At 59.1% G+C, this 13,448-nt stretch carries 9 protein-coding genes and 2 pseudogenes; all 11 read left to right on the forward strand.

The features are described 5' to 3' along the window. The first annotated feature begins 70 nt into the window (after positions 1-70). The 11 genes and pseudogenes from EN861_RS29095 (at position 71) to EN861_RS29150 (ending at position 13,440) form a co-directional block, all read left to right on the forward strand. The gene (locus tag EN861_RS29095) at positions 71-1,591 is read left to right on the forward strand and encodes an aldehyde dehydrogenase (RefSeq protein WP_135866943.1); all 1,521 of its coding nucleotides are present in this window, start codon (positions 71-73) and stop codon (positions 1,589-1,591) included. Between the two features lie 73 nt (positions 1,592-1,664). Continuing rightward, complete coding sequence (locus EN861_RS29100; RefSeq protein WP_245512139.1) at positions 1,665-2,657, forward strand: ABC transporter permease; 993 nt, start codon at positions 1,665-1,667, stop codon at positions 2,655-2,657. A 48-nt stretch (positions 2,658-2,705) separates the two neighbouring features. Next, positions 2,706-3,728, forward strand: coding sequence for a sugar ABC transporter substrate-binding protein (locus EN861_RS29105; RefSeq protein WP_245512140.1), 1,023 nt, complete (start codon positions 2,706-2,708; stop codon positions 3,726-3,728). 246 nt (positions 3,729-3,974) lie between these two features. Continuing rightward, positions 3,975-6,095, forward strand: a complete 2,121-nt coding sequence (locus tag EN861_RS29110) for an SMP-30/gluconolactonase/LRE family protein (protein ID WP_245512145.1) — start codon at positions 3,975-3,977, stop codon at positions 6,093-6,095. Further along, positions 6,088-7,176, forward strand: coding sequence for a hypothetical protein (locus EN861_RS29115; protein ID WP_135866947.1), 1,089 nt, complete (start codon positions 6,088-6,090; stop codon positions 7,174-7,176). Before EN861_RS29110 ends, EN861_RS29115 begins: the two co-directional genes overlap by 8 nt. A gap of 4 nt (positions 7,177-7,180) precedes the next feature. Further along, positions 7,181-8,677 carry a sugar ABC transporter ATP-binding protein gene (locus tag EN861_RS29120; protein WP_135866949.1) on the forward strand — a complete coding sequence of 499 codons (1,497 nt, stop codon included), beginning with the start codon at positions 7,181-7,183 and terminating at the stop codon, positions 8,675-8,677. 59 nt (positions 8,678-8,736) lie between these two features. Continuing rightward, the gene (locus tag EN861_RS29125; RefSeq protein ID WP_135866951.1) at positions 8,737-9,630 is read left to right on the forward strand and encodes an SDR family NAD(P)-dependent oxidoreductase; all 894 of its coding nucleotides are present in this window, start codon (positions 8,737-8,739) and stop codon (positions 9,628-9,630) included. A 328-nt stretch (positions 9,631-9,958) separates the two neighbouring features. Next, positions 9,959-10,127: pseudogene (locus EN861_RS36460) on the forward strand (glutathione S-transferase family protein); the annotation flags it as partial. Positions 10,128-10,408: 281 nt separating this feature from the next. After that, a pseudogene (locus EN861_RS29140) lies at positions 10,409-10,666 on the forward strand (SMR family transporter). Between the two features lie 297 nt (positions 10,667-10,963). After that, positions 10,964-12,025 carry a homoserine dehydrogenase gene (locus EN861_RS29145; protein WP_135866953.1) on the forward strand — a complete coding sequence of 354 codons (1,062 nt, stop codon included), beginning with the start codon at positions 10,964-10,966 and terminating at the stop codon, positions 12,023-12,025. Beyond that, on the forward strand, positions 12,025-13,440 hold the full coding sequence (locus EN861_RS29150; RefSeq protein WP_135866955.1) for an aldehyde dehydrogenase family protein: 1,416 nt from the start codon (positions 12,025-12,027) through the stop codon (positions 13,438-13,440). Before EN861_RS29145 ends, EN861_RS29150 begins: the two co-directional genes overlap by 1 nt. Positions 13,441-13,448: the final 8 nt, after the last annotated feature.

The following is a 13,448-nucleotide window of genomic DNA, read 5'->3' on the forward strand; positions in this document are numbered from 1 at the left end:
AAAGATTTCTCTTCCATCGGTTAAATTTTCTGCTATAGAAGATATAGGTGTCAAGGGGAGATGGCCACCCGTGTATGTTCGAAGCGAAAAAACAGAGACGCTCGCCCTTTACGTGGACGGGCAGTCAACACCACCAGCGGGTGGCGACTATTTCGACAGCATCGATCCGTATACCGGGCTAGTCTGGTCTCGGGTGCCTCGCGGCACGGCACGTGACGTCGATCAGGCGGTCAGGGCTGCGCACCGCGCCTTTACGACAGGGGCGTGGGCGGAGATGACGCCCACCCAACGCGGGCGTCTCCTCTACAGGCTCGGTGACCTCGTCGCCGCAAACGCGGAGAAACTGGGGGAATTGGAGGTTCGCGACAACGGCAAGCTGCTCGCCGAGATGCTCGGCCAGATGCGCTATCTTCCGGAGTGGTTTTATTACTATGGCGGCTTGGCCGACAAGGTGGAAGGCGCCGTGACGCCACCCGAGCGGCCCGGAATGATGCACTACATCCGCTATGAGCCAATCGGAGTGGTCGCTGCAATCTCGCCGTGGAACTCGCCGCTCGTCCTAACCGTATGGAAGCTTGCTCCCGCACTTGCCGCTGGCAACACCGTAGTTGTCAAGCCGTCGGAATATTCCTCCGCGTCGATGCTCTATCTGGCCGAGCTCTTCGAGCAGGCGGGGTTCCCTTCGGGCGTCATCAATGTCGTCACCGGCATGGGCAACGAGGTCGGGGAGGCGCTGGTCAATCATCCTCTAGTAGAACGGATCGCTTTCACGGGCGGCGAAGGCGGCGGGCGTGCGGTCTACCAGGCGGCTGCAAAGTCCTTCAAGCGTATCTCGCTGGAGCTGGGCGGCAAGTCGCCGAATATCGTCTTCGAGGACGCTGACCTGGACGATGCGGTCAAGGGCGCGGTGGCCGGCATTTTCGCCGCAGCCGGTCAAACCTGCATGGCAGGCTCGCGGCTGCTGGTCCATGACAACATCCACGATGCCTTCGTGGACAAGCTCGTTGCTTTCGCCGGCAGTGCTAGACTTGGCGACCCGATGTCTGACGACACCGATGTTGGGCCGATCGCCACACGGCCCCAGTTTGAAAAGATTCTCGCCTATATGGACATCGCCAGGAGCGAGGGCGCCAAATGCGTATTAGGCGGCGAGCGCGTTGAGGGGCTCGGCAACGGTCTGTTCGTACAACCAACTATCTTCACCGAAGTGAATAACGGCATGCGTATCGCTCAGGAAGAGGTCTTCGGGCCGATCCTGTCGGTAATCCGCTTCAAGACGGACGAAGAAGCCATCCAGATCGCGAACGACACGCTTTACGGCCTCGCGGCCGGCATATGGACGCAGAGCCTGGAAAGGGCGATCAACATGCCGGCGAAACTGCGGGCTGGAACCGTCTGGGTCAATGCCTATCGCGTTGTCAGCTATCTTGCCCCCTTCGGCGGCTTCAAGAATTCCGGCATCGGACGCGAGAACGGCAAGGAAGCCATACGAGAATATCTCGAAGCCAAAAGCGTGTTCATCAATACGAAGCGCGGCGTGCCCTCGCCGTTCGTGATGAGGTTGCCGAGCGTGGAGAATACCGAAGGCTAGTCGCGCTCCGCCGCGGGGAGTGGCGACAAGTACAACGCCCTAACCGGGAAATAGTCGAGGGAGGATAACGTCAATGGCGGCAGAAATCTTAAAGCTGAGAGGCCTGAAGTTCAGCCAGTTCTGGATCGTTGTCGTGATATTCGTTCTGATGTTTCTGACGTTTGCGGTTCTTCTTCCGGGCTTCCTCACGAAGCTCAATCTGATAGCCCTGCTTCAGAACGTATCAATTCTAGGCATCCTTGGACTCTCAATGGCGATCATCGTCATCGGCCGCGGCATCGATCTCTCGACCGTCGCCATGCTGGCGGTGCCGCCGGGCCTCATCCTTCAAATGGTGCAGGACGGCCACTCGGTGCCCGTGGCCTTCCTGGCGGCGCTTGGGCTCGTGATCCTATTCTCGCTTATCGTCGGATGGTTTGTGGCGTATGCCGAGGTCCCTTCGCTCTACACGACCCTCGGCGCGGGCATATTCCTGGCGGGATTGGGACAGTCGGCGTTCTTCACCCTCGACGTCGTGCAGTGGAGTTCGCAGCTTGATGTCATCGCTTGGGTAGGCCGGGGTGACTTATTTGGCGTGCCCAAACCGGTTTTCATGTTCGCGGTGGCGGTAATTGCAATCGCCATTTTCCTGAAGAAGACGAAGGTCGGCAACTTCATATACGCCATAGGCGACAATCCCCATGCAGCCCGAACCGCCGGCATTCCAACGCGACCGACGATCGTCTTCCAATACGTGCTGGCCGGTCTGATCGCGGCTTTTGGTGGCATCGTCATGGCCGCGTCGATCAGCAGCATGCCGACGCGAATCTACAATTCGACGCTGATCTACGACGTGATCCTGGTCGTCGTTCTGGGCGGCATCGGCCTGAGCGGTGGGCGCGGCGGCGTACCCAACGTGATCCTGGGTACCGTCTTCATCGGCACCCTGATCAACGGCATGACGATCCTGAATATCTCGTATTCGGCCCAGAACATCATCAAGGGCATTGTTCTTCTGATCGCTCTTCTCGTCGATACCAAGATCAATCCACGAAACGAGGAGACCGCCCAGCAAGGCGACGTTTAGTAGCGATGGGCCTGTTTGGCCGCCGTAATTTTAACAAGGGAGGATGACATGAAATACGCATTTAGAAACGGGCTGTCAGCAATGTGTTTCACTGCGATGGCGGCAATAAGCTCTCAAGCGACTGTGTCCATCAGCCATGCAGACGGGCTGGACGATCCGCTGCGGGCGCAATATCTGGAGAAGTTGAAGGGAAAGAAGGTCGCCTTCCTTCCGATCGCCCTGAGTTTCGATTTGGCCCTGGGTTGGCAGGAGGGTCTGAAGCGGGAACTTGAGCCTTACGGGATCGAGCTGATTGTCCGCGATCCAAACTGGAACTCCAATGCTGGAGCCCAGGCGCTGACAACCCTAATCGCGGCGAAGCCCGCTGTGCTCATCGTGCACAATGCCGACCTGCAAACCTACGCAAAGCTGTTGAAAAAGGCGGAGGCTGAAGGCATCAAGGTCGTTCAGGTCAATATGCGCTCCGTCTACCAGTCGACGGTGTATGTCGGAGCCGACTGGGTGGAAGTCGGCGAGCGTGCGACATCCGCCGTGGTCGAGGCTTGCAAGGGAAAATCCGGCAAGATCTCGATCGTGCAGGGCCCGACATCGTCGGCCTCGAGCGCCTTTACACTGACCGGCGTGCAAAATGTGCTCAAAGACAACCCTCAGATCAAGGTGGTCTCTAGCCAGGCGGCCGACTGGGATGCCGCAAAAGCGAAGGGTATTACCCAGACGGTGCTACGCCAGAACCCCGACCTATGCGGCATCGTGGGATTCTGGGACGGCATGGACATCGGCACCGGTGCGGCTGTCGTCGAGGCCGGTATGAAGGATCAGGTATTCCTGGCGACTTCGGGCGGCGGCGAACAGAGAGGTGCATGTGACAAGGTCGCGGACGGGACTTTCGACGTGGACTTCAGCTATGACGTGCCTGCTCAGGCGATGACCATGGCGGGAGTGGTGAAGTGGCTTCTCCAGGCTGGAGCCACTGTGGGAGACTCCAAGGGTTCCATCTACACGACCCTCAAGGTGGTCACGCCCCAGAACGCGGCTGAGCCGGGTATGTGCTGGCGGCTTGGCAAGTCCTGACGCACGGGCGTCGGGCATGGCTGCCGCGTCAATGTCCATGGTTCGCAGCAGGTCCTCCCAGGACCGGGTTGTGTCGGCTTCGGCCGGCGCAACCCACCCTGTCGAGCGCCTCTTCGGCCGTAAGATCGGTCCTTGATTTTTTTTCTCGCCGGGGACAATTCTGTGAAAACATACGCTCCACCAAGCGAAACCGTTGCGAAAGCCGAACCTGCCTATGTTGACGGCTCGCGCTGGCGCGAAGCGACACTGACCCAAAAGATCGTCAAGTTCCGATATCGGTACTGGCCAGATCATATACTGGGTGAAATCCTGGCAAAGCGATGGATGGAAACGGCAATCCCCGTATTGCTGCTCATCGTCGTGTCCGTCGCCATGTCGTTCCTGACGCCTGATTTCCTGACCCTTGGCGGCATATCCGACACATTGCAGCAAGCTGCCGAGATCGGCTTCGTGGTTCTCGGTCTCACGCTCGTCATGATCGTTGGGGGCATCGACCTGTCTGTCGGATCGATCTTCGCACTCTGCAATTTCGTAGCGCTTTATCTGATCGGCGTCGTCGCGGCTCCGTTTCCCGTCGTGATCCTGGCCACGATAGCCTGCGGCTGTCTTCTTGGCCTCGTGAACGGCATCCTAATCGGATATTTCCGGCTTCGGGCGTTTTTGACCACGCTGATCACCCTGATCATATACCGAGCCACCTACGACATGCTGATCCTCGATCATGCGTTGGAGATAGCGGGAAGCCTTCCGGATTCACAAGCATGGGAACTCCTTTCCGAGGCCGCGTTCCTCGGTTTTCCCCTGGTCGCCTGGGTATATGCCGCAGTCGCTATCTATGGCCACGTCTTTCTAACAAGACTTCGCCCGGGTTGGCACATCAATGCGATCGGCGGTGCCCGGCGTTCTGCATATAATAGCGGCATCAACGTTCGTCGGACGGTTACCTTGACCTATCTCGGCTCAGGCGGGCTCACCGCTGTCGGAGCGATTTTCTACGCATCTCGTCTGGGATCCGCGGGGGGGGACATCGGCGTCGGTCTTGAGATCACAGCGCTCACCGCCGCAGTAATCGGCGGTGTCAGCTTGGGCGGCGGCAAGGGTAGCGTCACCAAGGCCACGGTCGGCACGCTGATCGTCCTGATCTTGATCAACGGCGCGACCAATATGGGCTTCGTCGGCGGCATCAACCGCATCGCGCTGGCGACGATCTTACTCGGCGCCGCCGCCATCGACATCAGATGGCTGAAAAACAAGCACCGGATCGTCAGCAAGATCTATGTCAGCCCTGCTTATCATTTCATGGGGCCATTGATCTCCACCGACCCAAAGGATGGCGGGGTCTGGGGTCTCAACGACAAGCTGAGCGATGTCAACGTGATCGGTCTTGGACAGGTCGAGGGCGCGGAGGACGTGATCCTCGATCGGAACAACTATCTCTATGGCGGCTCGCGTCTTGGCGACATCGTCCGGTTCGTTCCCCCGGACTACAAGAAGATGGAAATCTTTGCCCATATCGGCGGCCAGCCTCTCGGCATGGCCTTCGACCGCCAGGACAATCTCTATGTCTGTGTCGGCGGCATGGGTCTCTATCGCGTCACGCCGTCGGGCAAGGTGGAGAAGGCGACCGACGAGACGAACCGTGGTTATACCTCCGTGAATGACGATAGCCGGCTGCGTCTGGCTGACGACCTCGATATTGCAGACGACGGACGCGTTTTCTTCTCGGAGGCGACGAAGCGTTTCGAGATCCATGATTGGCCGATTGACGCCCTCGAGGCGCGCGGAAACGGCCGCATCATCTGCTACGACCCGAACACCAACAGGACTCATACTGTCCTCGACCATCTCATCTTTCCGAACGGCGTCTGCATCGGATCGGACAATCAGTCCTTGCTTTTCGCCGAGTCCTGGGGGTGCACGGTCAAGCGCTACTGGTTCGACGGCCCGAAGAAAGGCAAGCTGGAAATGCTGCTTCACAATCTGCCGGGCTATCCTGACAACATCAACCGCGCTTCCGACGGCAATTACTGGATGTCGTTGGTTGGTATGCGCAGCCCGGCACTCGATCTCGCCTGGCAAATGCCCGGTTTCCGCCGGCGCATGGCCAAGCGCGTACCCCAGGACGAGTGGCTCTATCCAAACCTGAACACTGGATGTGTGCTCAAGTTCAACGACAAGGGTGAAATCCTGGAAACGTTCTGGGACCTCCACGCGGTCAACCATCCGATGATCACGTCAATGCGCGAGCATCGCGGGTACCTCTATCTCGGCGGCCTGACCAACAATCGCATCGGACAGTTCAAACTCAAGGACGCCAATCCGAACTACGTTCAATATGACTTCAGGTGGGGAGAACGCGATGCTTGAGCTTCTCCGGAGGGTCAGTGACAACATCAGGGGCCGCGGCGAGGCTGCGATCACCATCCCGATCTTCGACGGTGCGCTGAAGCCGAACAGCCTGCTGGAAGACGCTACGATCCTGGATGAATTCGAAGCGCCCGAGGATCTCGCTTCCGACGGGAAGACCATCTATTTGGCCGATGGCCAGCGCATCCTCTCTCACGAAAGCGGCGAATGGAAAGTGACGGCCACGCTCGATAGGCCCGTCACAGCCTTGGCCTGCATGCCGGGTGGTGGTCTCGCCGTCGCGCTGGACGGCAAGGAAGTCCGCATCCTTGGCGGCTTGTTCGACGGGCGAAGCTGGAAGGCCGTGGACGGCAAGTCTTTCAATGCCGTCAATGGAGTAGGCGTGCGTCAGGATGGATCGCTCGCGGTGTCGGACGGGTCGGCCGAATATCCATATCCGCAGTGGAGCCATGATGTGATGACCAAGGGACACACCGGCCGGGTCATCCTGTTGAATCCGGCTGACGGCGGCGCCAAGGTGCTCGCGAGCGGACTGTCCTACGCCTTCGGTGTTCTGGCATCCGGCGGGACCATCTGGTTCTCCGAGAGTTGGAAGCATCGTGTCGTCAAACTCGACGCTAACGGGCGGACGTCCGTCGTTGTCGACCATCTGCCGGGCTATCCTTGCCGGCTGTCGCCTGCCTCCGACGGCGGGGCCTGGCTGTCGGCGTTTGCGGGTCGCACACAGCTGATCGAATTCGTGCTGCGCGAACCAACCTATCGTAAGAGGATGGTTGCCGAAGTCGATCCCAAATACTGGATTGCGCCGGCGCTGAGCTCTGGCCGCACGTTCCTGGAGCCGCTGCAGGGCGCGGGCGTGAAGATGCGCGGCGTGTTGAAGCCGTGGGCGCCGCCGCGGTCCTACGGACTCGTCATCAAGCTGTCGGCGGCCGGGCTACCACAATATTCGTTCCACAGCCGCCTCGGCGGCCGAAATCACGGCGTTGTGGCCACGGGGGAATGCGACGGCTTCCTCTTCGTCCTGTCTAAGGGAAGCGGTAGAGTTCTCAAAATGAAAGTCCCTGCCCAGGGAGGAATTTGACACCATGTCCGACAAGGTACTGGAACTTCGCGCCGCCACGAAGAAGTACGGCTCAGTTAAGGCGATCGACGAGATCGACTATCAGCTGCTGCGCGGAGAGGTTCATGCGATCCTGGGCGAGAACGGCGCGGGCAAGTCGACGCTGACCAAGATCATGGCTGGCGTCGTGCAGTTGACGTCTGGCAAGATGTTCCTCGATGGCAACGAGGTCACACCAAAATCTCCGAACGAGGCCAACAAGCTCGGTGTGGCGATGGTCTTTCAGGAGACCAGTCTGGTGCCGACCATGACGGTTGCCCAGAACCTGTTTCTCGGCAATGAGCGCTATTTCAATCGCATGCGCGGCATCAACATCGAGGCGCAGCAATTCCTGCAGTCGCTCCAGTTCGACGTCGAGCCGGCCATGGTCGTCGGCCTGCTGGGTGCGGCCAAGAAGCAGATGGTCGAGATCGCAAGAGCGGTTCTGCAGAAGGCCAAGGTCATCATTTTCGACGAGCCTACCGCGACGCTTACACCGGAGGAAAAGCAGCATTTCTTTCACCTCGTTTCAGTGCTCAAGAGCCGCGGCATTTCGATCATATTCATCAGTCACGCGCTCGAAGAGGCCCTGATGATCTCCGATCGCATCACGGTCCTGCGCGATGCGAAGCACATTGTGACCGACCTCACCGAAAACTTCGATCAGGCCCGCATCGTCAAAGCCATGATCGGACGCGACATTTCGCAGACGCTCTACGGGACCAAGAAAAGCTTCGTGCGGCCTGCCGGCCGGCGTGTTCTGTCGGTTCAGAACCTTCGCATGGCTTCGATGGTGAAGAACAATTCGCTGTCGGTCTTTGCAGGCCAGATCACGGGAATGTTCGGACTGGTCGGCTCCGGGCGAACCGAGACGTTCAAGGTCGTCGCCGGTGTCATCAAGCGCGACATGTTCCACGGCGGAGAGGTCGTCTTCAACGAAAAGAAAAAGAGCTACCTCGTGCCCGCTCCGGCGGTGAGAGACGGCATCGCATATATTACCGAAGACAGAAAATTCGAAGGCTTCTTCGAAACAAAATCCATCTCATGGAACATCTATCTCGGCCTGCTGGCAAAGCTTGGCCGGGGGAGGACGCTCGTTTCCGAGGACGAAGCGACCAGGTATGGCAACGATTGGGTCAAGCGGCTCAACATCCGTTCCATCGACGCTGAGGCCAAGGCAATCGAACTGTCCGGCGGCAACCAGCAGAAGGTGGTGATCGCCAAGTCGATGATCCAGCAGCCAGACCTGATCATTTTCGATGAGCCGACGCGTGGCGTTGACGTCGGCGCCATCGCTGAGATCCACAGGTACCTGAACCAGCTTGCCGACGAGGGCAAGGCCGTAGTCGTGATCTCGTCGTACCTGCCGGAGATCATGTCCCTATCGGACCGTCTGCTCGTCTTCCGCAAGGGCAAGGTGGTGGAGGAGTTCTCCGCCCTGGAGGCGACCGAAGAGAAGGTCATGTACGCGGCCATCAATTAGCGCAAACGCCCGAGCCCCGGATTGCGCATCTGCCAACACAGCAACTATCGGAAAGTCAGATGAGCATTCCTTCACTTTCAAATCCAAGAAGCGGGCGCCAGCTCGAAGGACGACATGTCGTGCTGTTCGGCGCGGGGACGGCCAACGATGTCGAGAAAGGCTGGAGCCTTGGGCGGGTAAGTGACACGGTCCATGGCGTCGGCAAAGCCACGGCGCTTGTCTATGCCCGCCATGGCGCGGCCGTCACCTGTGTCGATATCGACCTGGACGCGGCGACCGCGACGGCAGAACTCATCCGGAGCCAGGGCGGACAGGCATTCGCCTTTGGCTGCGATGCCACCCAATCCAACAGCGTGAAGGAGACGATCGAAAAGTCCCTCGGCTACAATGGCCGCATCGATGTCCTACACAATAACATAGGGATCACCAAGATGGGTGGCCCGGTGGAGTGCTCAGAAGAGAACTTCGATCAAGTCATCGCCGTCAATCTGAAGAGCATGTTTCTGACGTGCAAGTGGACGCTGCCGATCATGGAGCGTCAGGCAAAAGGGGCGATCGTCAATATTTCGTCTTTTGCGGCAGTGAGGTTCACCGTCCCGTGGATTGCCTACAGCGCCTCTAAGGGAGCGGTGAATTCGCTGACCATGGCCGTTGCGGCGCAATACGCCGCGAAGGGCATACGTTGCAACGCGATAGCGCCGGGGATGCTATCCACGCCGATGGTGCAGTCCGCTCACAAGGATAATCACGACGACCTCGAAGAGATGATGAGCTCGCGCGACAACGCCGTACCCATGCACTGGCAAGGCGAGGGCTGGGATGTCGGTGAGGCCGCGGCGTTCCTGGCATCCGACGAGGCGCGTTTCATTACGGGCCAAGTGTTGGTGGTGGACGGTGGTAGCACCATCATGATGCCGAGCAAGCCCTGGAATGTCGCGGGGGTGGCGAACTGACAGCTCCGGTGATCGGCATGTAGATGGGACGCGGTCGCCCTTCTTGACTAGAATGTTAATGCTAGACACCTGTTCTCACGAGTAGCCATCGCCGGTCCTCTAGCCGCGTAGCGCGACATCGAGGCCTTGGGCGCTCTCAAAATCGGCCTGGGATGTGGCCAGGGCAAAGGCACCAATATCGCTCCGACCTGGGTCGGCGTCTACCCGGGCATTCATCGTTCCCCGGCCCTTAGTGCCCGGGGAACGACATCGACGAACAAACAGCAAGCCGCGACGTGCCCATGATGTTGATAACGCACGCCGCTGGATCGGTGGAAGGGCAAAGACGATGCTCGTTGAAGGAAAATGGACTGCCAATTGGCAGCCCGTGCAGACAACCGATGCCAAAGGCGGCTTCGTCTGACGGCGGCGCCCGCCCGACGGGTGGTGCGGAGTTCACTGCTGAAGCGGGCCGCTACCATCTCGATGTCGCGCTCACCTGCCCTTGGGCCTGGCGGGTCGGACCGTTACCAGCCGAACTTTGGGAAGTAAGGACATTTGCGTCTTTCGATCGGCCTTGATGACACCGAGGGTCTGGTCGCCGACATCGCACACGCGCTTGATAGGACGTTTGGCAGATCCTGACGGGATCACGGTTCGTGTATTGTCTCTCGCGGGCAATCCGCGCCCGCTTCCCTTCAAAGCTCCCGCGCGACTGATCAGATTCGCCAGGAAGGATACCATGCATTGGATAATTCTGTTCGTCGCCGGCCTGCTTGAGATCGTTTAGGCCTATTTTATGAAGAGATCTGAAGGATTCACATTGCTCGTCCCCTCGACAAATCACCGTCGCTGCTATGATTGCCAGCGACGTGCTGCTGTCCTTTTCCATGAGGGTTTTGCCACTTAGGACCGCCTACATGGTTTGGGCGGGGATCGGAGCAGTAGGCTCATTTCTTCTAGGCATGGCCATTCTTGGGAAACCGGCGTCGCCGATTCGTTTGATGGCTCGTTGGTCGTGTCGGGAATTTTGATGATGAAGCTGTCAAGCACCTGAGCCGTGTCAGGCAGGGACCTTGTGCTGGGCAGGGAGAAGATCCTCGAAAGCCTTGGCCAGCGGCGCCCAAACAGGAAGGCGCCTCAAGGTCGCTGAACGGCCCCCCATGTAAACGCCACCGGTGCCGCAGCGAGGCAGGCAGTTCGAACGAGCTTGCAGGCCCACCATCAGGAAGACGAGTGCCAATACGGCAACGCAACGAGCACAATTGCCCAGTTGTTTGGTCCATATGCACCGTTCCCTCTGAGCAGTCCGCACCTGACAATAGCAAACAGAATCTCGCCGGAGGGAGCCTTCATGACAGTCTACAATATCGCGCTTATCGGCTTTGGCGGCGTCAACCGCGCTTTGGCTGAACTCATTGCGACGAAAAACCAGCTCTGGGAACGCGACCTTGGCTTTCGTCTGAACATTGTCGCGGTCAGCGATCTCTTTTTGGGTTCGGTCATTTCCCCGAATGGCCTTGATGCCAAGATGCTCGTGGAAACGAAGTTCGCGAAGGGTGGCTTTGGTCAGCTTTCGGGCGGAAATGCGGAAGCCGACAACGAGACCATCATCACGACTGCTCCAGCCGACATCGTCGTCGAGGCCACCTTCACCAATCCGACCGACGGCGAGCCCGCCGTTTCCCATTGCCGCTGGGCGCTTCAGACCGGAAAACATGTCGTTACCACCAACAAGGGTCCTGTGGCCATTGCTGCCCGGGAGCTCGAAACCCTGGCGAAATCGAATGGTCTCCACTTCGAGTACGAAGGCTCCGTCATGAGCGGCACGCCTGTCATCCGCATGGCTAAAAAGACCCTCGCCGGCGCGGAAGTAACCGGCTTTGAAGGCATCCTCAACGGCACTTCGAACTTCGTGCTTGGCCGCATGGAAGGCGGCCTGGATTTTGCCTCGGCGGTGAAAGAGGCACAGCAGCTGGGCTATGCCGAAGCCGACCCGACCGCCGATGTCGAAGGTTTCGACGTCCGTCTCAAGGTGGTTATCCTCGCTAACGAGTTGCTGGGGGCGAACCTCAAGCCCGAGGATGTAACCTGTAAGGGCATTTCCGATCTCTCGGCCGCCGACATCGAAAAGGCTGCCAAGGCAAACAGCCGCTGGAAGCTGATCGGCGCCGCGGTGCGCAGTGCCGACGGCCGCGTGACCGGCAGTGTGTCGCCCAAACAGCTCCCGCTGGACCATCCGCTGGCTAGCGTCAACGGCGCTACAAATGCAGTGTCGCTGAACACTGAACTTCTCGGTTCAGTCACGATCACCGGTCCGGGCGCTGGTCGCATTGAAACCGCTTACGCGCTCCTGTCCGACATCGTCGCAATCCACAACGCTCACGCGTCGGTCGCCACGAAGGAGGCTGCATAATGTACAACCTTGCTCTCAGCAACACGACCGTGGTTGACCAGATTGTGGTGATCAACCCGTTCGACGGGACAGTCGTTGGAACGGTGACCGAGACAAGCGCCGCGAGCTTGAATTCGCTCCTGGAGCGGGCAACACGCGGAGCGCAAGAGGCAAGATCCCTGCCCCGCCACAGGCGCTCGGCAATCCTGGAGAAAGCAGCCGCCTTGGTCGAAGCCCGCCAGGAGGAGTTCACGCTGCTCATCGTCAGGGAGGCCGGAAAAACCATGACCCAGGCACGGAAAGAGGTAAGCCGTTGCGTCAACACGCTGAGGCTTTCGGCGGATGAGGCCAAGCGCAATGCCGGTGAGGTGATCCCCTTTGACTCCTATGTCGGATCGGAGTCCCGTCAGGGCTGGTACACGAGGGAGCCTTTGGGCATCATCACCGCCATCACGCCCTATAATGACCCTCTGAACCTTGTGGCTCACAAGCTTGGCCCGGCCATCGCCGGTGGAAATGCCGTTCTGTTGAAGCCATCGGAGCTCACGCCTCTTTCGGCGATCAAGCTGGTGGAGGTGCTTGTCGAAAGCGGTCTGCCCGACGAGGTCATCACCGTTGCTATCGGCGGAGCGCAGCTTGGCAAAGCTCTTGTTTCGGCAAGACACGTCCGGATGATCTCCTTCACCGGCGGCTTCGCCACCGGCGAGGCCATCGCAAAAAATGCCGGCATCAAGAAGCTTGCCATGGATCTTGGCGGCAATGCTCCTGTCATCGTCATGGAGAATTGCGACTTTGATGCTGCCGTCGAGAGCTGCGTATCGGGAGCCTACTGGGCGGCCGGGCAAAACTGCATCGGAACGCAGAGGATTCTGATCCAGCGCTCCATCTATGAGCGGTTCAAGGCGAAGTTCGTCGAAGACACCAAGAAGCTCAAGACCGGCAACCCTCTCGACGCTGACATCGATGTCGGTCCGATGATTTCCGCAAAGGCGGTCGGTAAAGCGGCTGCCATGGTTGACCGTGCGCTTGATGCCGGCGCGACATTGCTTTGCGGCCATAAGCCAGCCGGCAACCTCTACGCGCCGACGGTGCTGGAGAATGTTCCTGCAAGCTGTGATGTGTGGAACGAGGAAGTATTTGCCCCGATCGTCATCCTGCAGCCCTTCGATGAGCTGGCTGATGCGATCGACCTGGCAAATAGCCCCGAATACAGCCTTCACGCCGGCATTTTCACAAATGACCTGGAGGCGGCACTCGAGGCCGCAAGCAGGATCGATGCCGGCGGCATCATGATCAACGACTCCTCCGACTACCGGTTCGACGCCATGCCGTTTGGCGGTTTCAAATATGGCAGCATGGGACGCGAAGGGGTGCGGTTTGCCTATGAGGACATGACGCAACCGAAAGTCGTGTGCATCAACCGTCTGAAGCGGTGACCGCGGCC

The organism is Mesorhizobium sp. M8A.F.Ca.ET.218.01.1.1, assembly GCF_004791165.1.
Lineage (GTDB): Bacteria > Pseudomonadota > Alphaproteobacteria > Rhizobiales > Rhizobiaceae > Mesorhizobium.

Excerpts from the sequence above, each read along its gene's own strand:
- EN861_RS29145 (WP_135866953.1), top strand. The coding sequence starts at position 10,964 with ATGACAGTCTACAATATCGCGCTTATCGGCTTTGGCGGCGTCAACCGC.
- EN861_RS29100 (WP_245512139.1), top strand. The coding sequence starts at position 1,665 with ATGGCGGCAGAAATCTTAAAGCTGAGAGGCCTGAAGTTCAGCCAGTTC.
- EN861_RS29105 (WP_245512140.1), top strand. The coding sequence starts at position 2,706 with ATGAAATACGCATTTAGAAACGGGCTGTCAGCAATGTGTTTCACTGCG.
- EN861_RS29120 (WP_135866949.1), top strand. The coding sequence starts at position 7,181 with ATGTCCGACAAGGTACTGGAACTTCGCGCCGCCACGAAGAAGTACGGC.
- EN861_RS29115 (WP_135866947.1), top strand. The coding sequence starts at position 6,088 with ATGCTTGAGCTTCTCCGGAGGGTCAGTGACAACATCAGGGGCCGCGGC.
- EN861_RS29150 (WP_135866955.1), top strand. The coding sequence starts at position 12,025 with ATGTACAACCTTGCTCTCAGCAACACGACCGTGGTTGACCAGATTGTG.
- EN861_RS29125 (WP_135866951.1), top strand. The coding sequence starts at position 8,737 with ATGAGCATTCCTTCACTTTCAAATCCAAGAAGCGGGCGCCAGCTCGAA.